We start from the raw sequence: 22,555 nt of genomic DNA on the forward strand, positions 1-22,555 counted from the left end.
TTTATTTTTCTGGATGTTATTATCCTGTTCTTTGCAATATGGTTATTGGACTATTTGTATCTTTCCTGGAGGAGAAACTGTAGGAATCAGCTATTATAATTTACCTGAATTAACCTTCATAAATTTATTTGAATTAAAGATGGGCCGGATGTTAATTCCGGACAAATACTTCAGCATCTTTGTCAAACGGATTTGTTCTTATGGCAAGTGAGAAGAGATATGGGAAATTGTCTTTCAGGTGCTTAAGGTATGACAGCCATTCTATGACAAGCCGTGAATAGACACGGTTTATGTCACCTTCAAGATGTTTAATGTCAGTATCCGGACAGAGAGAAATGTCTGTTCTTTTATGCAGTTCTTCTGCCAGATGAAATGTTGCCTGAAGCAGATCAGTGAATGACTCATGCTCAAGGAGGACCGGATTTTCAAGCATTCTTATAAGGAAATCTTCCTTCTCTTCCATAAAATTCTTGAGTAAACAGATGTCAGTTCCTGATTCACTAATCTCAAAGGAATATCTCTGTATCCTCTCTGTTGCCTCTCTGAATGTACGATCTGTCCATTCACCCGATATTTTAAGTTCTTTTCCGGCATCCTCAATATCAGGATTGTCTTTTGAGAACATCTCAAGAAGCTCTGTCCCGATAACACTGAAAAATGTACCGATGACCATATTCATCTTTTCAAGTTTCTTCTTCTTCTCGCGGTTGTCAAGCATCCTGTGTATAACAAGCGTGACGATTAATACTTCAATTGGCAGAAATGCCAGTTCGTGAAGTGCAAAGAGTTCAATATGGTGAAGATCATGAAATATCAGGTAATGCAGGAAGTAAAGCAGGAATGATGTAAATACAAGCATTCCTGCAAGTGATATAAACCATTTATTATCATCCATTTTTCTCACGTCCGGATTTTTATGAAACTGGTATGATTCGGTTATTGTGCTTTAAGATATTTATCTGCTATGCCATCTGCCCATTTATTAACAGTATTTATATCTGTATAATCTCCTTCACCAACTCCTGCAATCCGGACGATCTGGCTGTCAGTCTCATTTAGATCTGCAATTGTCAGTTTTCCGGCGAAGAACTCCTTTTCATCCATTTTTACATACTGTGAGAATTCATATAATGCGAATTCAGCTTTTTTCAGGATATGTTCTGTTTTATCTTTGAGTGTAATTCCGCATGTGAAGACAAAAACCGGTTTTTTATTCAGGACATCCCGTCTGAACTGCATGAATTCCTTTGCTTCCGGCAGCCATTTCCCAAGGTGAAGCGGACTTCCGACAAAGAAGGCATCATAAACAGACATATTTTCGGGGTTGATTGTATTGATGTCCATACAGTCCGTTTCAATACCTCTCTTTCTGATTGTATCAGCTATTACTTCGGCTATATCCTTAGTTGAACCGTATCTTGTGGCATATGCCACGAGCACTTTTCCGGCAGTCATATATTCCGGTATTTATGCAGTTTAAACTGTTTATAGTCTGCCATTATCCGTCACCGGTTTTTGATCTATAAAATATCCGGGTAACATTTCAGTCGAAGGCTATTTGGCAGTTAAAGTTCAAAACAGAATTATTATGAATAATTACTGGCTGAAAGTTCTGGCACTTTTTATTCTGTCCATCCTCATGGTTTTTTCATCACCTGCAACAGCAGAGGAATTTTATGTCGGAGATGTCATTAATCTTGGTGGAAGTTCTCCGTCAAATTATGTATATCTCTTTGTTTCCGGACCAAATCTACCATCAGGCGGTGCAAATCCTGAAGATATTCAGTCTGCGGTTGTGACTGATGATCCTGACAGTTTTGTAAGGGTTACAGTAAACAGTGGCAGGTGGAGTTATAAGTGGGACACTTCCACAGCTTCAGGCACACCTGATGCCGGAGTGTACAGGGTTTATGCTGCAAGCAAACCTGTAAGTTTAAGCGATATCTCATCTGCCGATTATTCAATGACAGTTGTAAATATTGTACGGCCTTATGTTACTGCCGGAGCAGAGGGGGGCATAATTTCGGCAAAAACGGGCGTGGTTGCCGGAACCGGGGATGAAAAAACTGGTGCTGCTCTCCCTGAGATGAAAACCGAATCTGAAAACGGTGTTGTTGCTGTGGAGAGTATGGTGAATGTGAGTAATTCAGATACTGTGGTTACCGGAGCCGCAGAAAGCGGTGGAGATGCACAGCCGGCAACTTCTGAAAAATCTGCTCTTCCGGCAGGTGTTCCTGTACTTTCGATTGGCATTTTATTTCTGGTATTTTTTGTCCTGCGTAAAAAGGACTGAATAATCCTTTTTCAGGGATTATCTGTTTTATTTTTCTCATGTGAATATTCTGGATCCCATCTGCCGGCCATACATCTGATACAAAATAATTTTACTTAATACAATCAAATAAATATCTATTGTAATGAAGAAAAAAAATATTCTGGTAATTCTGATTCTTCTGACTATATCTCTCTTCAGTATTATCTTCTCAATATCCCTTGGACCGACAGAGGTTGAACTGTCCACCCTTCTGGGCATTTTTTTAAATCCTTCCGGGGCTGATCAAACTGCAAATCTGATAATATTGGACATCAGACTGCCAAGAATATTGTCGGCATTTTTTGTCGGCTGCGGGCTGGCTGTTGCCGGTGCGGTGATGCAGGGACTGTTCAAAAATTCAATGGCTGACCCTTATATTATCGGAACTTCCTCAGGTGGTGCACTTGGTGCTGCCATATCAATAGTAATTTTTGCAGGTGCCGGCCTTCCGATATTTGCATTCATTGGTGCAACAGGAGCAACGCTTATGGTGTATGTTCTTGCAACCAAAAACGGCAGAGCGCCGGTAGAGACTCTTCTTCTCTCCGGAGTTGCCCTGTCCATGTTCTTCTCAGCAATACTCTCATTTTTGATGTATAATGCCGGAAAAAGTCTTCACCAGATTGTCTTCTGGCTGATGGGAGGTTTCTGGAACGTAGGGTGGACTGATGCTTTAACAGGCCTGATTATTATCTTTGCATCAGTATTTCTCCTCTTCTTCTCAAGGGATTTAAATATCCTCTCTTTAGGTGAGGATGATGCCGGCACTCTCGGTGTTAATGTTGAACTGCTGAAGAAAGTTCTTCTTGTTGTAAGTTCTCTTGTTGCCGGAATTGCGGTTGCGATTGCCGGTGCTATAGGTTTCATAGGGCTTATTACCCCTCATGTTATGCGCCTCATTGTCGGGCCTGATCACAGGGTGCTCATACCTTCGTCACTACTTGCCGGAGGACTTTTTTTACTGTGGGCTGACAATATGACCAGAACATTCTTCAATGAAATGCCGGTCGGAGTAATAACTGCATTTGTTGGAGCACCGTTCTTCCTGCTCCTGCTCAGAAGGAGGATGAAGGCATGATCATTGTAGATGACATATCTTCGGGATATGGCGGGGATGACATAATCCGTGACATATCATTTTCACCGGGAGATGGCGAATTTGTGGGAATTATCGGGCCGAATGGTTCGGGTAAGAGTACTCTTCTCAAATCCATTGCAGGAATTTTAAATCTTTCATGCGGAATTGTAAAGATTGATGAACTTGATGTATCAAAGGTTTCACCAAAAGATATGGCTAAAACTCTCGGTGTTGTCCCCCAGGAGACTGCAATATCCTTTGATTATTCGGTATTTGATATTGTTATGATGGGCCGTCATGCGTACATCGGCAGATTCAGCCAGGAATCAGCAGAAGATATTGACATTGTGAATCATGCAATAGATACATGCAATCTCAGACATCTTGCAGAGAGATCTGTCAATGAAATCAGCGGCGGCGAGAGACAGAGAGTGATTATTGCAAGAGCACTTGCACAGCAGCCAAAAGTTCTTCTCCTGGATGAGGCAACATCTCACCTCGATATCAATCACCAGATGGAGATACTAAACCTGATAAAGGACCTCTCAGGTGTGACAAAGATAGGGGTATTCCATGACTTAAATCTTGCATCCCAGTACTGCGACAGGCTTATTTTGCTGAATAACGGGAAAGTCTGCTCATCCGGTCTGCCAAATGAGGTTATTACCCAGAAGAATCTCTCGGAATTTTATGGTATTAATGCAGTTGTAGCTGTTAATCCGATCACAAAAAAACCGAAGATAGTTTCTCTCATTGAATCCGGAGACAAATCAGCAGAAAAACTTAACATTCATATCATCTCCGGCGGAGGTTCGGGTTGTGAGATAATGTATGCCCTTTATGAATGCGGGCATATTCTCACTGCCGGAATTCTGTCCATTGATGACTCGGACTACTATGCAGCCAAATCACTTGGAATTGATGTACTGTCAGTTATGCCGTTTTCACCTCCGGATAATGCAATGCTCTGTAAATTATCAGAAATAATCTCAGAGGCAGATGCTGTTGTTATTGCCGGCATGTGTGTCGGTGACGGGAATATTGTGAATATTGATGTTCTCACGGAAAATCAGGATATACCTGTATATGTGGTCGGTGAATTTTCAGATTTCACTTCCGGCGGAAAACTGAATGATACCCTTTCAAAGATCAAAAAACGGATACATTATGCCGGAGATCTCTCCGGACTGTCTTCAGAAATATCCGGCAGATAAATTAAACTTATTTTAGTTATCTAAAATCTGCGTGAATTATTTATTCCCTGAATACCAACATTATATAATTAGTTCTGGAGTTAATTTTATGATATTGGGTATGAATAAGCGGATATATTGCTTAACAATAACATTTCTTTTAATTATTACATTATTATCAGGAACAGTTTCAGCGTCAGATGCTGATGACCTGAACTCTTCTCTATGCGGGGAGGGTATTGAAGAATACAGGGTTTTTCCGGGAAATTCCATAGGGAATATTTCTGATGTCGAAAATGAAAAGATGAGATCTTCCGGAGAATCAGTGTCATGTTCTGATTCTGTTAATCCGGATGATTCTGTAATAGAACAGGTGATCCAACCGGATACGCAGAATAATAACAATTGTCTTTTTTTTGATGAGGAGATTATAACATCTGAAGGCACAGGCCCAAAAACCGCAAACATCCGCTGGAATACAACTCCTCTCTCCGGTGATGCTGATACTCCGCCTCTAATTGCGGATGGCAAAGTCTTCGTCTCCACCTGGTGGACGACAAACCAGATGGATGATTATTACCTCTACTGCTATAACCAGAGTGACGGCACATTTCTCTGGAAGAACACACTTGCCAGTGGAATTGGATCATACCTCGCTTCAGCCGCAACAGGTGGCGGCAGGATATTTGTCCGGGGCATAAATGGTGTTCTTTACGCCGTTGATATGGATACAGGGGTGACCAAATGGACAAAAACCCTTGATACCTCGCCTCTGTGGTGGAGCCAGACAACATCATCCCCTGTTGTATCCGGAGATTATATTCTGGCAGTCTCCCAGACAACCGGAATTTTAAGGAAGTTTGATTTTTCCGGCAATGAGATTAAGACATTCAACGGAGGAGGAACTCTGGAACACAGGAGTTCTCCGGTTGTATCCGATGGAGATGCCTATTTCGCTGCCGGAGATTCGTTAAAGCTTTTCTCAATTAATTTTGAAACCTTTGAAGAGAACTGGAATTTTGTATCATCTGAAAAGATACTCTCATCACCTGTAATTGGTACTGATGCACTTTACTTCACCACTTCATCATACCTTTATGCTCTCAATAAAAGTTCCGGTGAAGAACTCTGGATTGCTGCCATAAGTTCGCCAAGCGGTGCCGGCACTCCTGCTTTCTCAGACGGGCATCTCTATGTAGGTGAAAAGGACGGGCTGCATAAATACAGTTCAGCAGACGGATCTGAAGTGTGGCATTACTCATCAGCAAGCATTGCAGCATCTCCCGCTATTGCTGAGAATGGGGTATATTTCGCCACCAATGAGAAAGCCGGAAAAGTAATCTGCTTAAATCCTGATGACGGCACTCTGATCTGGGAGTATACACAGGCAGCACCTGCCGGAGGCTACTTTGCGGCATTCTGGGGTTCATCACCGGTAATTGATAATGAAAAACTCTATATCGGCGGTGCATATTATAACACTCTATACTGCTTCGGCAAAATGGATGATTTCAGCTGGAGCGGTGATGTCACACTTGAGGAAGGGCCTGATTTTAAATATTCACCAACGAACAATCCGTCAGCAGATTACAATGTAAATGCGGCATCTGATCTTGCAGCGCTGAAGAAAGCGTCAGAGAAAGGCGGGTTTGAGTATTATACAGATGATTCATCATATCCTTCATACAATACATTTGAGCTTACCGGAATTGGAGGGATAAACCAGACAGATGACCTCTCATACTGCTGGTCAGAATACATCAACGGTGAGAGAATATCAGAAGGGCTTGCCGGTAATATTTTAAGAGACGGAGACCTTCTCCAGTTTGCCTATGGATTTTGCGATTCCGGGAAAGGGATTTACCCGGCACCGGACAACTCCGACAATTCTGTCAATATTACAGTTTCTGTTCTAAAAAAGCAGAACAAAGGGCCAAAAACCTCAAACATCCGCTGGAATACAGCTTCTCTCTCCGGCGATGTTGAGACACCACCCGTTATTGCGGATGGCAAAGTCTTCTTCTCCACCTGGTGGACTACAAACAAAATGGATGATTATTACCTCTACTGCTATAACCAGAGTGACGGATCATATCTCTGGAAGAATACACTTGCAAATAATGTAAGTTCTTACCTGGCTTCTCCGGCATCAGGCGGCGGCAATGTATATGTAAGAGGTACTGACGGTGTACTGTATGCTGTTGATATGGATACCGGAAAAACCAACTGGACAAAAACACTTGATAATTCGCCACAGTGGTGGAGTCAGGCAACCTCCTCCCCCGTAGTATCAGGAGATTATATTCTGGCAGTTTCGCAGACAACCGGAATTCTGAGGAAATTTGACTTTGAGGGCAATGAAGTTAAAACATTCAACGGTGGAGGAACACTGGAATACAGGAGTTCTCCCGTTGTATCCGGTGAATATATCTATTTCGCAGCCGGAGATTCTCAGAAACTATACTCTTTAAATTTTGAGACCTTTGAGGAGAACTGGAATTTTATATCACCTGAAAAAATACTCTCATCACCTGTTATGGGCACAGATAGTATTTATTTCACCACTTCGTCAAACCTGTATGCCATCAATAAAAGTTCCGGAGAAGAACTATGGAGCACTGCCATAAGTTCACCAAATGGTGCAGGCACCCCTTCATTCATGGACGGACATCTGTATGCTGGTGAAAAGGATGGTCTGCATAAATACAGTGCAGCAGACGGTTCTGAAGAGTGGCATTATTCATCTGCAAGCATTGCAGCCTCTCCGGCTATTGCTGAAAATGGCATATATTTTGCCACCAATGAGAAAGCCGGAAAAGTAGTCTGTGTAAATCCGGATGACGGCACTCTGATCTGGGAATATGCACAGGCAGCACCTGCCGGAAATTGCTTCGCGGCATTCTGGGGTTCATCTCCGGTAATTGACAATGAAATGCTCTATATCGGCGGTGCATATTACGATACTCTCTACTGTTTCGGCCCGGAAATGCCACTTGGAGAACCACACCTCTATGCCTCTCCAAAAGGCGGAAAGGCACCGGTAAATGTAAGTTTTTCTGCAACCGGGTGTGAAAATGCAAAGAGATTCGTTCTGGACTTCGGTGATGGTTCAGATAAACATATCTCCGGCAGTCTCTCAGGTGTATCTGTATTACATACCTACACAAATGTCAGTGAATATACTGCAAAACTTACAGCATATAATAGTGATGAAACTGAATCACGCTCCTGCGATCTGAAAATAAACGTAATCACTGCTCCGGTGAATAAAACAGCCGAAAATTCTGTCTCAGCCAATGTTCCGGGAGTGAACATTTCGGTTTCACAGCCAGGAATACAGGATATAAGCATTAATCTCTCCGGTTGGGAAGAATCAGACGGAGTTGCAGGATATACAAAACCTGACGGAACAGAGGTAACGATTCAGACCGGAAATTATACCAAATCAGGCGATGTACTTTCAGGTGAAGTCACCTCAGTAACAATATCGTCTCCGGGTATAAACGGCAGTGAGATTAGCCCGGATGTGGGAAATGCTTCAGTAAACTTTAATTTTACAATGGGTGACTACCAGGAGAATGCCACAGTTGAGACTACCATCTCTCCGGACGTGGTGGATGATGCCAAAAATGCCTTCTCTGTTGCATGCACAGATTCAAATCTTGTATGTGACAGTATTGCATATACCGTCTATTTCACAAAATCAGGATTTACCAATGATTCATCAGTCTCAGGAGTAAACCTCTCCTTTACTGTTAAAAATACCTGGATTGACAGTCAGGGTGGGATTTCAGATGTCAGGATTATAAGATGGAAAGATGACGGAGAGAGTGAAGTTCTGTCACCGTTTTCATATGATATTTCCGGAAATTACACCCGGTTATATGTCTATTCCGATGGATTTTCAGTTTATGGCCTTATTATGGCACACAGCAATGCACCTTCACCAACTCCGACTACCGGAGGAGGTGGGGGCGGAGGAAGTTCACTGACATACACCCCGGTGACACTTTCATCCGGTACATTTGAAGTAACTGCTACGAACAGTGGGAAAGTCTACGATGTTGACATATGCACTGCCCTTGGTATCCTTCATGTAAAGGGAATTTCATTTGTGGTAGATGACGGCTGGTATGCCGAGTATGGAACTCTGTTTGTTAAATCAGTGCAGGGTGAGGATAATGAGGGAAATGCCGGCTGGATGTACCAGGTAAACGGAAATACAGGAAATATTGGTGCTAATGTATTTAAACTGAACAATGGCGATGAGGTATTATGGTATTATAGCGAGAGCATGGAATCCGTGCCCGAAGAATCGGCTCAGAAGATTGCACTTAAAGCCAGTATCTCTTCCTCAGCTTCGGGCAGTTCCGGCTCTTCTGGCGGAGGTGGCGCGGCCACCACATCAGGTGGAAATGTTTTGGCAGCAACCGGTTCAGTTGATCTGGCAATCGGGCTGCCTGAGGATTCATCCTTAACCCTTGAAGGCGGAAGGATGTACTTCTCAATAGATATTCAGTCTGCAAAATCCTCCGGTGAGGTGATTGTTCAGGATAAAAATTCCCTGATAATCACAAGGGGAGATTTAACTCTTAAAATAAGGTTTAAGGATTATAAAGTACGTGATGGTGTAACTTCCGGTGAGATAGAATCTATATCAATCTCCACTGCTCCGGTAATTAAAAATTCCGGGATGGATGCAGGAGTAAAAGCCTGCCTTGATATGGAGATGAACAGTATCCCTGTTGACGGCCAGCTTATCCTGTCAATACCTGATGATGTCGATTCCGAGGAAATTAACCGGCTGCTTAAAAGCTCAGGCACAGGAAAAGTAATCGGCAATGCGGTATATGAGCTTGATGCTGAGAAAGAGAATATTGAAAACGGTGTGGATGTTGCTTCTGCAACTGTATATATGACTGTGCCGGAAGATCTTCTCAGCAGTAAAGGGGAATTATCTGAATTCAGGATTGTCCATATACTGGATGATGGCGGTGCAGAGATAATTACACCTGAAATCCTCAATGATGATGAACCGGGCCTGGTGACATTTAAGGGTATATCTCAAAACGGTGTATCATCCTCATTTGTTCTTGCAACAATTACATCAGAGAGTAAATCTTCAGGTCAGGCAGGCGAAGATAATCTGAATCTGACCGGAGAAGAGAATAATGCAGAAAAATCCGGTTCATACGCAATGCCGGTTTTTGCTGTACTGGCTGTTCTGTCTCTTGCAGCAGCCCTGAAATATAACAGGAGATGATTAATTTGAGAAAAAAACTGATATCAGTATTTTTAACTGTACTCTTCTTAGTACTGGTCTGCCCGGCAGACAGTTATCCGCTTGGTCTGTCAGACCAGGAGATAACAGGATCGATAGATTACTTTAAGACATGCCAGAAGTCCGACGGTGGTTTTGGCGAGCAGGATCGTAACTCCAACCCGGGTACTTCAACATGGGTTATACTTGCCCTCGCCGCTGCCGGAGAAGATATTTCTGAATGGAAATCCGGTAGTGTTTCGGCTATGGATTACCTGAAATCACTTGCACCTGAGACTGTTGCGCTGGATGGTACATCAGAGACATCAAAGATGATTCTTACCCTGGTAGCTATCGGTGAAGATCCACGCAGTTTTGAAGGAACAGATTTTGTAACTCTCCTAAAGAGTAAGGAGAAGGATTCCGGGCAGTATGGCGATCATATATATACCACAAACTGGGCTGTTATGGCATTGTCTGCTGCCGGTGAGGATGTTTCAAAGTCAGTACAATGGCTTGAATCACAGCAGAATGATGACGGTGGTTTTGGCTGGACAACAGGCGCTGAAAGTGACAATGATGATACATCTTCTGCCGTTATGGCATTATGCTCAGCAGGAAGAAGTTCATCATCCCCGTCAATAAAATCTGCAATATCATTCTTCAGAAACAGCCAGGGTGATGACGGCGGCTTCAATTACGGCGGCTCAAGTTCATCCAATACAGCATCTGATTCGTGGGTTATTCAGGCACTTATCGCCGCCGGAGAAGATCCAATCAGTTTTGTAAAGGATGGTAAATCTCCGGTGGACAACCTTATGACATACAGGACAGATGATGGTTATTTCATGTGGACATCACTCTTAACTGACAATCCATGCAGAATGACCTCAGCCGCAGTCCCGGCACTTCTTGGAATTCCATACCCGATAAAACCTGATGACCACCTCTCAGTTGCAAAAACATCAGCAGGCAGCCAGTCAGGCAGTACCTCAAAGGACTCTTCGTCAGATGCTGACTCAACAGGTTCTTCATATCTTTCCGGTTCTGATGCTTCATCAGAGGATTCCAACAGAGCAGTAATCGTAGTTGATGACTTTGGCAGAAGTGTTGAAATTAACGGTTATCCACAGAGAATAATCTCCCTTGCACCTGCAAACACTGAAATTCTGTATGCACTCGGCCTTGGAGACAAAATTGTGGGTGTGACAGATTATTGTAATTATCCGGCAGAAGCTGAAACAGTTGAAAAAGTCGGTGGATATTCCACTCCAAATGTTGAAAAAATAGTAGCTGCAAAACCTGATCTTATCATTGCATCATTCGGGAACACCGAAGAAGTGGCAAATAAACTCAGGAATATGGGCTTTGTTGTGATCTCAACAAATCCAACTGACATATCAGATGTTTTAAATGACATTACCATTATCGGAGAGGCAACCGGAACTGAGACAAAAGCCAGAGAAATTGTAACTGATATGGAAGACCGCATTAATTCCATACGGACAAAGGCCGCCGGAGCAGATGAACATCCGACAGTTGCACATATGGTATGGTACGATCCTGTCTGGGTCAGTGGAAGTGAGACCTTCCAGAATGAGATGTTTGAGATAATCAGTGCAAAGAATGCATTCCCTGAGGTGAAAGGATGGGGCACTGTCAGCCTTGAAGAGTTTGTTGTCACAAATCCGGATGTGATTGTCGTAAGTTCAGGCTCAGGTATGGGTACAGAAGGGAGGGATGTAATCTACAATTACCTCATGGAAGAGACAAGATTCAAAAACATGAATGCGGTGAAGAATAACCGTGTCTATGTTGTTGACGCAGATATTATTGACAGGGGCGGACCGAGAATTGTTGACGGACTTGAGGAGGTTGCAGCCGATGTTTATCCTGATCTCTTTACATATACAGCTAATAGTGAAAATAATAACTCCGAATCAGCCCCACTCGGAATGTCGGTTATAATGTCGTTAATTGCAGGTTTATCCATTGTTTTCCTGCGGGGAAAGGAGAAAGCCTGATGAAAAAATATTTTTTTCTTTTTTTTTCCCTGCTTCTCATACTGACAATTCCTTCTTTTGCTGCTGCCGGAAATAATGCAGTCAGTACTGATGAAATATACTTTGAAAAGCTCTGGGAGGTAAGAACTGTTCCCGGCACAGCGGAGATTTCCATATCCGGTGACGGTGAAACATTAGCAGGTGGAGGCACAGGCGGATTTTTCTGCTGCGATAATAAAGGCAGTATATTATGGACAAAAGAACTTGGACTATCAGATAATGCTGCTGTATCAGATGATAGCAGAAAAATACTCTCCGGTGGTGTTTCACTCAATCTCTTTGACCATGACGGCAGTTCATTATTCAGGAAAAATTATGGCTATGTCATAAGATCCGTTGCAATTTCTCATGAAGGTAATCTTCTCTATTTTGCAACAGATAATCAGGATTTGAATATTTATAATACTACAGATGAAACAGAGGTCAGTTTTGATGCAGGATATGACCTTGATTCAGTTGCAGTATCAGAAGACGGAAACTATATTGCAGGAGGGTCATCAATTGGGGATCTGATATTTATGGATGAGGAGGGCAATAACATCTGGACGAGAAAATCCCATTCAGGCAAACCTGTAATTGACCTTGATCTCTCTTCAAAGGGTGATTTTATTGTTTATACCGTTGATGACACACTAAACGCCCTGTCACGTACCGGAAATATCCGCTGGAATAAACTAATTGCAGGTGCAAAAGGAGTCGCATTGTCTGCTGATGGCTCTTACACAGCTGTTGCACATGATGGTCACGTATCTGTTTTTAACCGGAATGGTGATCTGCTTACAGATATTCCGGGTGTTAATGGCGTAAAGGACCTCTCATTCTCTGATGACGGCGAATATCTTGCATTCTGCACAGATGACACTTCCGGATTATTCCGGATGATAACCAAAGAGTCATCGGGCGTTACAGGCAGTGATTACAGTTCTGATAATACTGAAGGTCTGGATATATCAGAGAGTAGAGATTATTCAGAAATTCCTCCTGAAGGCGGCAATAAGGATAAACCTCTTTTTTCTGATGTCAGAAATACAGCCGGAGCAGAAAGAACTGAGAATCCGGAGCAGTCAGGAAATCCTGTTATCGCCCTGACAGGAATATTATTGTCACTGCTTATTGCCGGTTATATTTCCGGCAGAGACTGGTAAGTCTGTAATCGGCAGATCTATCTGTTTTTTGCCTGCAATTCACTAATCCGGCGGCTTAAATAATTTAAAAAAGGGTTTGGTTCTTTTTTCAGGCACTGTCATATACAAGGCACATGTAGCGTGAAGAGAATACTGCAACTGCCGGCATGAGTATGAACATTAACAGCCATCCGATTACAGGTATCATTTCAAGTATAGTATAAAAGACTACTACTGCAATCCAGAGGATAAATAACATCAGGAAATATTTAGCCCAGCCGATCTTTCCAATCTTTGCAAAAATTTCTGAGAAATTAAATGCCTCTGTGAATTTACCTTCCCTTGCAAACCGGATTATACCTGCAATAGCTATAAGTTCAACTACTAATGCAAAAATCATCACTATTATCAGACCTATGCCAAATGCACCTATAAGTGCAACAGGGCTTGTTATGTCTCCTGCACCAAGTGCCATAAATGATCCGCCAATGATTATAAATCCGACAATCATAACCGGAATCATGTAAATTAATGAAATGATAAAATAGACAATTCCGTCAATAAACATTTTTACCCAGTTGTCTGCTTCAGGTGCAGGTTTTTCGCCCCTTAGAATCCTTAACTGGTATCCCATAATCAACGGAAAAATAATGGATGAAATAATAAGCAGAATCCACTTAGTCCATTTTCCCATCAGCCCTTCCTTTGTATATTCAAAGGAATCGTTAAACATATTTCCAATATCCATAGAAGATACCTCCTTAAAAGTAACAGTTCTAATTAAGTCCGGTTTGTATTTATAACCTCCCGGAGAATCTGAAAAATCATGTGAAATCTCTACTGAAAACAAATAGAAATGAAAATAATAAGCAGAAGATTAGAATAGATGTTATTTTGACTTTGATTTTTATTTTTTAAAAGATTTATATCTGGATGGAAAACTTAATCGCCATTTACTTTATTCTTAATAGATATTCCATTTAAGTCACATGCTCCTTCACAGGGTTCTTCACCCGAATCAATAACCCTGTACGCATCAGCAAGAACAGATGCCTGTGCAAGAGAACCCGCAATAAGGACAACCTCAAGAATTTCGTCCTTTGTTGCACCTTTTTTTAGTGCAGCCCTCATATGGTATTCAGTACAGTGTTTGCAGTTAAGTGCTGCACCGACTGCAAGAGATATTAATTCTACAAATTTTGGATCAATTGTGCTTGTATCGGCTATAGCCCCTTTGTAAAGCAGATGTGATAACAATACTTCGGGCCTCTTTGACATTCTCTGAAATATAAGGGGAACTTTTCCGGACTCTTTTTCAATCTCGTCCAGCCACCCTTCTGCAAATTCTTCCTTGCCAATATCTGCAATGTCCTTTAACAGCTTTTCAAATTCCACAGCTAAAAACACCTGTCATGGTTAAATTATATTGTATTATATTCAATAATTTTGGTTTGAAATTAATATCAAATCATAATATTAGTTTCTGAAAAGGGTTTGATCTTTATCCATATGTAATTGCGCATACGGGAAGGAGTAATATCACAGATTTCACCAACAGTGATCCCATCTTCAATCTCAACTGCACCAAGTTCATCTGAATATTCTTTATATGATATTTTAACTCTTAGTCCTGCTGTCTGCACAGTAATAGGGGTTGGGTGAGTTGAACCTTTTATAATGTGCATCTCCTCATCAATTATGGACATCAGTTTTGCCGGAGATACTGACAGTGTATCCTTTGCAATCTCTTCCCTTTTTTCATCGAGAACACCGGATATAACATCCACCAGTTCATCAAGATACTCAATCTCACCCTCCTGTTTCTTCATCCTGTGTCCAATACGTCCAATATTGCCGACATATCCGTCAAGAGGCGGATCTGCAAGGGTAGCAAGTGACTCTGTATCCGGACCTCCGGTAAGAATAATCGGGACTGTTATGCCACGCCTCAGCGCCGGAAGTTTATGCCGGATACATGATTCAAAATTGCCGAGCATGAGAACAGCACAGTCATGCTCATTGATAATGTCCCTCTCTTCAATATTGAGATTTGCAATCCTCTTTCCAAAACCTCTTGAAAGGCCGATCATATTGGTCTTGGCTCCGGCACTTCTCAGATATTCTGCCACATCACAGGATGTATGAGGGAGGTGATGAATCTCAAGGCTTGGCGAGATTACGGCAATCTCAGTACCCACAAGGGGTGACTCAAAGACCTCACTTCCAAAAGGCCTGCCTGTCTCTTTTATCAGATCAATGTCTTCTTTTGGCACAAGACACTGGAGCACCACATCCTGTGCAATCATATGCTTCTGGACAATATGGCCGCCAAGATCATCTATCAGGTCGAGTATAATGTCATGCTTATACACTCCGCCTTTGTATGTAATCGGAACAAATGTCATAGTTCATCCCTCCAGTTTATCAAATGCTTCTGAAATTTCCTTTTCAGCAACATCATCGGTGAGAATATTTTCACTTGCAATGTAGTAAAAACGGCTGCCTTTTGTGCACTCCCTTCTCACTTTGAAACCCTCAGGGGCTATCCACTGCATAGCATATATAATGTCCTTATACACCCCTGTTCCGGCATCAAAGACAGCAAGATTTTTAATCTCTTCAACTCCGGCAATACTGGCATCAATGGTAATTGTGAATCTGTCCGGCTGTATTACATTCTCCCTGCCATAGAGATCCCAGAGCTTTTCCAGGAGAAATGAGAGGTAAGTTTCATCACCGATCTCTATTGTGATTTTGCCTTCATCATTTAATATTCCGGTAAAATCACCGGCACGCACTTTTCCGGGCATTTTCCTGATCTCTCCGGAAGCAATGAATAACGGAAATTCCGGGTCAATTTTGATGTAAAATCTGCTGATGATCTGCAGTAGATTGAGATCCATTAAAATATCTCCGGCTATCTCTTCATAAGCCTTCCTGCCCTTCTCCTCAACACATTCAACCTGGAAATAATCAAGAGCCATTGTTTCATCTGTCCTTATTATCTATGAATCCGGATGCGAGAAGTGCAGATCCGACTGAACCGATATACTGCGAATGGTGCGGAACAATAATATCTGTCTGAAGAAGTTTACCCATCTCATTTACAAGACCCTGGATAAGTGACGTTCCTCCGACCATTATCACCGGCTCTTTGATCTCCACTTCCTGAAGCTGCTGTTCAAAGACCTGCTCGGCAACACTTCTGCATGCAGCTGCTGCCACGTCCTGCTTGGTGTGCCCTTCAGCAAGTGCATTTACAAGACTCTGTGTTCCAAAGACAATACAGTAGCTGTTCATCGGAACCACAGACGAATCTCCGCCCATTGCAAGAGGGCCGAGTTCAGTGATGTCAATACCAAGCCTCTTTGCAGTCATCTCAAGGAACCGCCCGGAAGCACCTGCACATATGCCGCCCATTGTAAAAGTACCCGGAATTCCGTCCTGGACAGATATTGCCTTATTATCCATTCCGCCAATATCAATGACGGTTGCCTCACCCTTCTGCCGGTCAGCAAGATATACAGCACCTTTTGAGTTTACAGTGAGTTCTTCCTGTATCAGATCGGCCTTAAGCTGATTGCCTATAAGGTACCTGCCATATCCTGTTGTGCCGACTGCATCGATCTCAGAGAGCTTTATTCCTGCCTCTTCAAGGGCACTCTCCATAACGGATTTTGCACTGCCCAGCACTTCAGTGGTGGGTGTCCATCCGGTGCCGACAATCTCATTATCCTTCATTACAACAGCTTTTGTAGTTGAAGAACCGGAATCAATGCCGAGGGTTATTCCTTCCTGAACTTCCCTCGCCAAAAGTGCCCTTCTTCGTGCAATTGTAGTTAAGGCTTCCATTCTTGTCAGAAGTGTTCCGGAAGTAGTCCTTTCAGTGAATGAATAGCTCACCACCGGGAGATCAGAGTTGTTGTGGATATACCTTCTCAGCTCATTTCTGACGATTGCAGCTTCTGAGCATCTGAAGCATGTGGCAATAAATACCGCATCTGCCTCTACAGAACCTTCAACGAGGGCCTTTGCCCTTGCAATTGCAAGTTTTAAGTCACCGGACTTTGCTTCAAGGCCAAATTCCTGATATGCCTCTGTTATGTCTTTTAGTGTGACATCCGGAAAGAACATCTCGGCATTGACCATCTCTGCTGCGTCATAGATCTCCTTCTGCACTCCGCTGTGTTCAGGGCCGCATGACAACTGTGCCACTCTGACAGGTTGATCATTCACTTATTCTTCACCTCCGGAATTATCCATACTTTCTGATTCATCTTCTGGCATATTAAGACTGTCAAGAAAGCCCTTAATGTTTGTAACAAACTGTATTCCTTCCTCTTCATCTGATGGATAATTCAGATCAAGCACAGGAATGTCTTCCCTGGTTCGTACAAGATACTTTACCAGCTCGTTTGTTCTGGAACAGCCCATGCAGCCAAATGAGAGATCTGCGTCATTGATGATTATCGCTGCCTCTGCTTCATCAATCATCGGGCCAAACAGTGCCATTCTTCCCCTTACTCCGGCAGGCACTTCCACCGCTGCATATTTAAGACCTTTTTTAGGGTCTTCCGGAGTCATCTGCATAGGGGGTGAGTCAAGTCCGGGTGTCTGTATCTTCTCCCGTACGGCAACTGCGGCCCCTAAGGGCTGATGTCCGAATCTCTCGACCATATCGGATAATATGAGGCTTGTTGATGGATATATGAAAACTTTTGCCATTGTCAGGATACCTCTGAGTTAATAATTTTTACAAGTTCTTCTGCCGGAAGCTTCTTCTTTTCAGTCAGGGTATTTTCCGGATTATAATTATATTTATTATCTTCTGTACCGAGTTTTTCAAGACCTTTTGATATATATCTGACCAGTCCGATCTCAAATTCATGGCCATAATATCCAGGTCTTGCACCACCCAGATTTGCCCTGCATCTCCTTGTGTCTCCCGGAGGATAACCCCTGTCCTTGACAAATATATGCGGTGGGTCAAGCTTCCTTAGTTCAGTTATGATCTCAGATACCTCACCTGGCATTCCGGTGATCTGAAGGCCAAAACATGTCTCCTTTATCATAACTCCCTCTGAGATCTCATATGCTGCTGTTACAAGCATCTGAGGAGTTACATCCGGAGATTCAACAAATACATATTTTGTTACCGTTCCCACAAATTCCGGGATATATTGTTTATCCGGAGGCATCTGATTTAACCTCCATGATATAAATCAGGCCGCCCTCTTCGATAAATTTTAATTTATCAGTGTCAATCAGGCGGCCTATAATATTTGTGGCATTGAACGGCTCTGATGTCGGCCCGAAATCACTGTTTGGTGCGGTTCTTACTCCGACAAGACCACTGTTCTTCCTTGAGTCGTTTGTCATGGCGATGCTGTAAGCCGGAACTTCACCTGATGGGTTGTTCTCAATGTTTATCTTTGTGGTTTTCGGTATCTTTGGACTGAAGAGATATACATCCTCAAAGTTGAGTACCACAGGCAGTTTTCCAATGCTGTACCACTTCAGGCCGGTCACTTCACGGAAAGTTTCACAGGTTTTTGGTGCTTTGTCATCCCATAGTTCGATCTTAAGAACTGATGATAAAGGAACGGTTTTAACTTCCACTCTCTTTTCCTTTAACATTTCAAGTGTTGTAGCCGGGTTCTGCCCGGTTACAACCCTCTTCTCCTCTTCAGAATCGGTACTAAAAGAGATGCCGTACTTCAATGCAGTATCTTTTGCTTCTGTAAGGCTCATTCCGCGAAGATCGATCTGGTCAGGGATTATCTGTACTGAAAATTTTTCATCCCCGCCGGCAAGTCTGGCAATCTCAATGCCATGCTCAACTTCCCCGACATGGGTGTGTGACGGACTGCTTGCAACACTTTTCCTGTAAATATAAATGCTGCCTTTCTGTTTTCCGGATGTCCTGACAGTTACAGATCCTTCAAGCCTTGGTTTCTTAAGTTCAAACGGGACGATGCTCTTCTTCATCGTCTCATCTCTGATGAATGTTCCTGCCCCAAGATTATTTGCAAATCTGCCACCCGAATAGGTGAGAAGAAGATGTTCAACGCTTTTTGCTGATGTTATGTCAATCTCATCTTCTGAATATCCCGATGCACGGATAACTATCCGGGTAACTATCTCCATCCCGTCTTCTAATTTCAGATCCATATCTGATGTGGTAAAAGAGGACGATCTGTCAACTCTGCTTATTATCCTTTCAGCATTGAGAATTCTGTCTTTAACAGTCAGTTTTTCAACAATTGCCTTTCCGCTCACAACTTTACCGATTACTCCGCCGGAGGTCTCTGAACCGTGGTCTGCGAAGTGAGGAATTTTAGAGAATATAAGAAAAGACTTTTTAGGATCATATCCGGCACATCCCAGTATTACATCATTATGCGCATATCTGTGATGCTTTTTATCCGGAATTATTCCGGATGTAAAATTTCCGGCTGACACACCATACCTGTCTGACCATCTGACAGGATGATTCTCACCCGAATCTGAAAAAAGATTTATGAATCCGGCATCCCCTATGAATTTTTCAGCTTTTTCGTTTAGCTCAACTACTATCTCTCCGGCAGTAGTAAATAGCCTGGCGCTTGCTGTCTCACTCTCATGAATGCCTGCTGATTTAATTACGGCTACAGAAAATTCCTCCCTGAAATCAGGAAGCAAATCCCTGAGCCTGTCTCCTTCTTTAACCTCTCTTATCTCACCGTCAAGGTGAATTATCATGTGATTTGCACCTCATTTTTCAGGCTGGGACATAATTTCACGTTCTTCATTGGTGAGATATTCAAGAACCTTCTCGGTCTCTCCGATTGTTACTATCTTACCATGCCTCATCAGCATTGCCCTGTCACATATATCTCTGACAAATTCCATGTCGTGTGAGACAACAATAAAGGTCTCGTCCATCTCTTCACGGGCATGCATGATTGAATGCTTGACATCTATCTTGGTAATCGGGTCCATTGTTCCGGTTGGCTCATCAAGAAGAATAATTCTTGGTTCGCGGATGAGCACCTGCGCAAGTGCAACACGGTGTTTCTCTCCTTCGCTTAACTGGCCCGGAAGGCGGCTTAGAATATCCCGGCTCTTATCTTCGGTAAATCCGGCCATTTTAAGGGTTATTATTGCCTTCCTCATGGCAAGTTCTTTTGGAAACTCAAGGCCGATTGAATCTGTGAGATTATCGAGGATATTTCTGTGAGGATAGAGATCATATTCCTGATGAAGGAGACCGATATAACATTTTGCACGCCCGCGGAACTCTATTCCGGGCTTTGTCATATCAATCCACTGATCACCGATTCTGACATCCATGTCTCCGCCGGTAGGTTCAATAATACCTGATATTATTCTTGACAGGGTGGTTTTTCCTGCTCCGCTTGTTCCGATTATCCCAAATATCTCTCTTTCTCCAACCTCAAAAGAAACTCCGTCAACAGCTTTAATCATTCCCCTGTCAACAGTAATGTAACGCTTTGTAATGTCCTTTGCCTTAAGCAGTTCTTTTCCAATATCTGGTTTCTCAAAACTTTCATCATCGGTTGCATCTTTGAGAAATTCCCTGACAATCTCTTTGGAATCGCCAATTTTTTTGATTTTGCCATCTTCAAGGAATATTGCACGTTTGCAGATGTCTTCAATGATCTCAGAGAAATGGGATGAGACTACCATACTCATGCCATTGCTGACAGATGCTTCATGCAGCATTTCATGAACAACATTTGCAGTTCTTGGATCAAGTGTGCCTGTTGGTTCATCTGCACATAGTAAGAGAGGCTCTTTAGCAAGCTGTCTTGCAAGAACCACACGCTGTTTTTCTCCGCCGGAGAGATCACGTGCAATGTGCATCATCCTGTGCGACAGTCTGACTTCATCAAGGAGATCTGCTGCTCTTGATACCTGTTTTTCTGAAGGATAATTTACATCGCTCAATGCATGCATGACATTTTCTATTACTCTGTCATCGCCATACAGCGCAAATGATCTCTGAAACATTATTGCACTGCGGCGCATTATCCTTCTTTTCATTCCGGCATTTTCTTCGGCCCAGAGGTCAAAGTCGCCTGATATTAATTCACTGCCACATTTAGGGCATTTACTTCCGGATTTGCTCTGCAGGTCTATGTGTGGACAGCTGTCGCAGTATGATATATGGAAAATTACATTTCCTAAGGTTGGCGGTGTGTCAACACCCCTTATAAGGTGCATCAGTACGGTTTTTCCGGCTCCGCTTCTGCCGATTATTCCAACGATTTCCCCTTCTTCTATATCAAAGTTTATATTGTCCAGAACCCTATGTCCATCAAAGTCCTTGCAAAGATTCTCAACCGTAACAAATGGTGCCATAAGATTAATCCTCTAATTAATAACTGTTTTATGATAATAATAATACTATTCCTTTGGGATTGCCTGTCTGCATAGATCGTATGCAGTATAGTAATCAAAATAATTCCGGAGAGTATTAACTTATCTTTTGTAAATGAAAAATTGTCTTTGAAATTTAAAAGAGTTTATATCGGGTTCTGCCGGGTTCAATATTTTTTGAAATTCCCGCCTTTAATTGCGTTTTCTGTAATATTTTTAATTTCACTCACATCATTTATAATTATATCTGCTGTCTCAATGAGTTTTTTTGGCTTATTTTTATTCTGCTGGCATGTCAGAACTGCAATGTCTGCCTCTCTTAATGCGGGAATATCATTTATTCCGTCTCCAACCATTATTACACAGTCATAAACAGATTTCAGATCCTTTATGACCTGCGCCTTAATTGATGGTGTTGCAACACCGTGGATGTTGTCATGCGGAATTCCAAGATAATCTGCCATTTTTACAAGTTTGTCCGTGCTGTCTCCGGATGCGACATATGTTGCAACTCCCATCTTATGCAGGCTGGATATTGTCTCCTTTGCATTTGAAAAAGGCCGCCCTCCGGAAGTTATGGTGAATTCTATGCCCTTAAGATCCCGGTTAACAATAACTCCGCTGTTCATAGCAACAATTGGCAGCTTTTTACAGCAGTTCCAGACTGTTTTTATGCAGATCTGAAGATCTGAAATCCGGGCATATCTGTCATTTAAGAGATATTCTGATACTTCTTCATGTGAGACTATGCCGTTTGAACAGGCAATTCCAAATTTTATTCCCTCTTTCTTCATATAATCGGAGAGAAGGGTGTCAGATGGGGTCTCAAATATGTTCAGGGAGTGGGCATAAAGAAGAATTAATGAGCGCCCTTTTTCTGAGCATGTCAGCATCGTACTTTCAACACCTTTTTTCATTTTTTTGGATCTTACGTCCACGGCCACGCGGTAGGTGTATAAAAGGGTGCCTGCACTGTCAAAAACAATAGCTACTTTCATAGAAATCCCTGTAATATTAAAGAATATGCGTGAATACTAATCATTCTTTTCATTATTTTATCTGAATATATATATTTTTGCTGTACTAAATACACTGCCGGAGCATGGACGGTAAATCTTCTGCATTCTTTGGATAAATTTTT

The 22,555-nt window shown here is 42.4% G+C and carries 18 protein-coding genes; 6 read left to right on the forward strand and 12 right to left on the reverse strand.

All coding sequences use genetic code 11. The annotated features are described in order from the left end of the window. Positions 1–151 precede the first annotated feature (151 nt). The gene (locus tag L6E24_RS00860; protein WP_257742850.1) at positions 152–895 is read right to left on the reverse strand and encodes an MJ1433 family protein; all 744 of its coding nucleotides are present in this window, start codon (positions 893–895) and stop codon (positions 152–154) included. Between the two features lie 41 nt (positions 896–936). After that, positions 937–1,455, reverse strand: coding sequence for a flavodoxin domain-containing protein (locus tag L6E24_RS00865; protein WP_257742851.1), 519 nt, complete (start codon positions 1,453–1,455; stop codon positions 937–939). Positions 1,456–1,588: 133 nt separating this feature from the next. On the opposite strand from L6E24_RS00865, the gene L6E24_RS00870 reads away from it, so the two are divergent. The 6 genes from L6E24_RS00870 (at position 1,589) to L6E24_RS00895 (ending at position 13,053) form a co-directional block, all read left to right on the forward strand. After that, on the forward strand, positions 1,589–2,293 hold the full coding sequence (locus L6E24_RS00870; RefSeq protein ID WP_257742852.1) for a hypothetical protein: 705 nt from the start codon (positions 1,589–1,591) through the stop codon (positions 2,291–2,293). A gap of 124 nt (positions 2,294–2,417) precedes the next feature. Further along, positions 2,418–3,392 (forward strand): FecCD family ABC transporter permease, encoded by a 975-nt coding sequence (locus L6E24_RS00875; RefSeq protein WP_257742853.1) that lies wholly within the window; start codon positions 2,418–2,420, stop codon positions 3,390–3,392. After that, positions 3,389–4,606, forward strand: a complete 1,218-nt coding sequence (locus tag L6E24_RS00880) for an ABC transporter ATP-binding protein (protein WP_257742854.1) — start codon at positions 3,389–3,391, stop codon at positions 4,604–4,606. Before L6E24_RS00875 ends, L6E24_RS00880 begins: the two co-directional genes overlap by 4 nt. Before the next feature lie 88 nt (positions 4,607–4,694). Continuing rightward, positions 4,695–9,848, forward strand: coding sequence for an outer membrane protein assembly factor BamB family protein (locus L6E24_RS00885; RefSeq protein ID WP_257742855.1), 5,154 nt, complete (start codon positions 4,695–4,697; stop codon positions 9,846–9,848). Continuing rightward, positions 9,845–11,869, forward strand: coding sequence for a helical backbone metal receptor (locus L6E24_RS00890; protein WP_257742856.1), 2,025 nt, complete (start codon positions 9,845–9,847; stop codon positions 11,867–11,869). The genes L6E24_RS00885 and L6E24_RS00890 overlap by 4 nt, the downstream gene beginning before the upstream one ends. Continuing rightward, entirely contained in the window at positions 11,869–13,053 is a 1,185-nt protein-coding gene (locus tag L6E24_RS00895) for a WD40 repeat domain-containing protein (RefSeq protein WP_257742857.1), read from the forward strand. The genes L6E24_RS00890 and L6E24_RS00895 overlap by 1 nt, the downstream gene beginning before the upstream one ends. Positions 13,054–13,141: 88 nt before the next feature. On the opposite strand, the gene L6E24_RS00900 is transcribed toward L6E24_RS00895, so the two are convergent. The 10 genes from L6E24_RS00900 to L6E24_RS00945 all read right to left on the reverse strand — a co-directional run bounded on the left by L6E24_RS00900 (position 13,142) and on the right by L6E24_RS00945 (position 22,412). After that, positions 13,142–13,780: a DUF4013 domain-containing protein gene (locus L6E24_RS00900; protein WP_257742858.1), complete on the reverse strand. Its 639-nt coding sequence runs from the start codon at positions 13,778–13,780 to the stop codon at positions 13,142–13,144. 194 nt (positions 13,781–13,974) lie between these two features. Next, a complete protein-coding gene (locus L6E24_RS00905) occupies positions 13,975–14,427 on the reverse strand; it encodes a carboxymuconolactone decarboxylase family protein (protein ID WP_257742859.1) in 453 nt (150 codons plus the stop codon). A gap of 68 nt (positions 14,428–14,495) precedes the next feature. Continuing rightward, the gene (locus tag L6E24_RS00910; protein ID WP_257742860.1) at positions 14,496–15,437 is read right to left on the reverse strand and encodes a methanogenesis marker 7 protein; all 942 of its coding nucleotides are present in this window, start codon (positions 15,435–15,437) and stop codon (positions 14,496–14,498) included. A gap of 3 nt (positions 15,438–15,440) precedes the next feature. After that, a complete protein-coding gene (locus L6E24_RS00915; protein WP_257742861.1) occupies positions 15,441–16,016 on the reverse strand; it encodes a methanogenesis marker 17 protein in 576 nt (191 codons plus the stop codon). A 4-nt stretch (positions 16,017–16,020) separates the two neighbouring features. Next, positions 16,021–17,268 carry a methanogenesis marker 15 protein gene (locus L6E24_RS00920; protein WP_257742862.1) on the reverse strand — a complete coding sequence of 416 codons (1,248 nt, stop codon included), beginning with the start codon at positions 17,266–17,268 and terminating at the stop codon, positions 16,021–16,023. Then, positions 17,269–17,757 (reverse strand): methanogenesis marker 5 protein, encoded by a 489-nt coding sequence (locus L6E24_RS00925; protein ID WP_257742863.1) that lies wholly within the window; start codon positions 17,755–17,757, stop codon positions 17,269–17,271. Between the two features lie 2 nt (positions 17,758–17,759). Next, positions 17,760–18,230, reverse strand: a complete 471-nt coding sequence (locus L6E24_RS00930; RefSeq protein ID WP_257742864.1) for a methanogenesis marker 6 protein — start codon at positions 18,228–18,230, stop codon at positions 17,760–17,762. Next, complete coding sequence (gene mmp3, locus L6E24_RS00935; protein ID WP_257742865.1) at positions 18,217–19,773, reverse strand: methyl-coenzyme M reductase-associated protein Mmp3; 1,557 nt, start codon at positions 19,771–19,773, stop codon at positions 18,217–18,219. Before mmp3 ends, L6E24_RS00930 begins: the two co-directional genes overlap by 14 nt. 12 nt (positions 19,774–19,785) lie before the next feature. Continuing rightward, the gene (atwA, locus tag L6E24_RS00940) at positions 19,786–21,396 is read right to left on the reverse strand and encodes a methyl coenzyme M reductase system, component A2 (RefSeq protein ID WP_257742866.1); all 1,611 of its coding nucleotides are present in this window, start codon (positions 21,394–21,396) and stop codon (positions 19,786–19,788) included. A gap of 185 nt (positions 21,397–21,581) precedes the next feature. Continuing rightward, the gene (locus L6E24_RS00945) at positions 21,582–22,412 is read right to left on the reverse strand and encodes an HAD-IC family P-type ATPase (protein WP_257742867.1); all 831 of its coding nucleotides are present in this window, start codon (positions 22,410–22,412) and stop codon (positions 21,582–21,584) included. Positions 22,413–22,555 lie beyond the last annotated feature (143 nt).

The organism is Methanoplanus endosymbiosus, from assembly GCF_024662215.1.
Lineage (GTDB): Archaea > Halobacteriota > Methanomicrobia > Methanomicrobiales > Methanomicrobiaceae > Methanoplanus > Methanoplanus endosymbiosus.

Bases quoted from the DNA above. Each gene is read 5' to 3' on its own strand.
- L6E24_RS00860 (WP_257742850.1), bottom strand. From the start codon at position 895: ATGGATGATAATAAATGGTTTATATCACTTGCAGGAATGCTTGTATTT.
- L6E24_RS00865 (WP_257742851.1), bottom strand. From the start codon at position 1,455: ATGACTGCCGGAAAAGTGCTCGTGGCATATGCCACAAGATACGGTTCA.
- L6E24_RS00870 (WP_257742852.1), top strand. From the start codon at position 1,589: ATGAATAATTACTGGCTGAAAGTTCTGGCACTTTTTATTCTGTCCATC.
- L6E24_RS00875 (WP_257742853.1), top strand. From the start codon at position 2,418: ATGAAGAAAAAAAATATTCTGGTAATTCTGATTCTTCTGACTATATCT.
- L6E24_RS00880 (WP_257742854.1), top strand. From the start codon at position 3,389: ATGATCATTGTAGATGACATATCTTCGGGATATGGCGGGGATGACATA.
- L6E24_RS00885 (WP_257742855.1), top strand. From the start codon at position 4,695: ATGATATTGGGTATGAATAAGCGGATATATTGCTTAACAATAACATTT.
- L6E24_RS00890 (WP_257742856.1), top strand. From the start codon at position 9,845: ATGATTAATTTGAGAAAAAAACTGATATCAGTATTTTTAACTGTACTC.
- L6E24_RS00895 (WP_257742857.1), top strand. From the start codon at position 11,869: ATGAAAAAATATTTTTTTCTTTTTTTTTCCCTGCTTCTCATACTGACA.
- L6E24_RS00900 (WP_257742858.1), bottom strand. From the start codon at position 13,780: ATGGATATTGGAAATATGTTTAACGATTCCTTTGAATATACAAAGGAA.
- L6E24_RS00910 (WP_257742860.1), bottom strand. From the start codon at position 15,437: ATGACATTTGTTCCGATTACATACAAAGGCGGAGTGTATAAGCATGAC.
- L6E24_RS00915 (WP_257742861.1), bottom strand. From the start codon at position 16,016: ATGGCTCTTGATTATTTCCAGGTTGAATGTGTTGAGGAGAAGGGCAGG.
- L6E24_RS00925 (WP_257742863.1), bottom strand. From the start codon at position 17,757: ATGGCAAAAGTTTTCATATATCCATCAACAAGCCTCATATTATCCGAT.
- L6E24_RS00930 (WP_257742864.1), bottom strand. From the start codon at position 18,230: ATGCCTCCGGATAAACAATATATCCCGGAATTTGTGGGAACGGTAACA.
- mmp3 (WP_257742865.1), bottom strand. From the start codon at position 19,773: ATGATAATTCACCTTGACGGTGAGATAAGAGAGGTTAAAGAAGGAGAC.
- atwA (WP_257742866.1), bottom strand. From the start codon at position 21,396: ATGGCACCATTTGTTACGGTTGAGAATCTTTGCAAGGACTTTGATGGA.
- L6E24_RS00945 (WP_257742867.1), bottom strand. From the start codon at position 22,412: ATGAAAGTAGCTATTGTTTTTGACAGTGCAGGCACCCTTTTATACACC.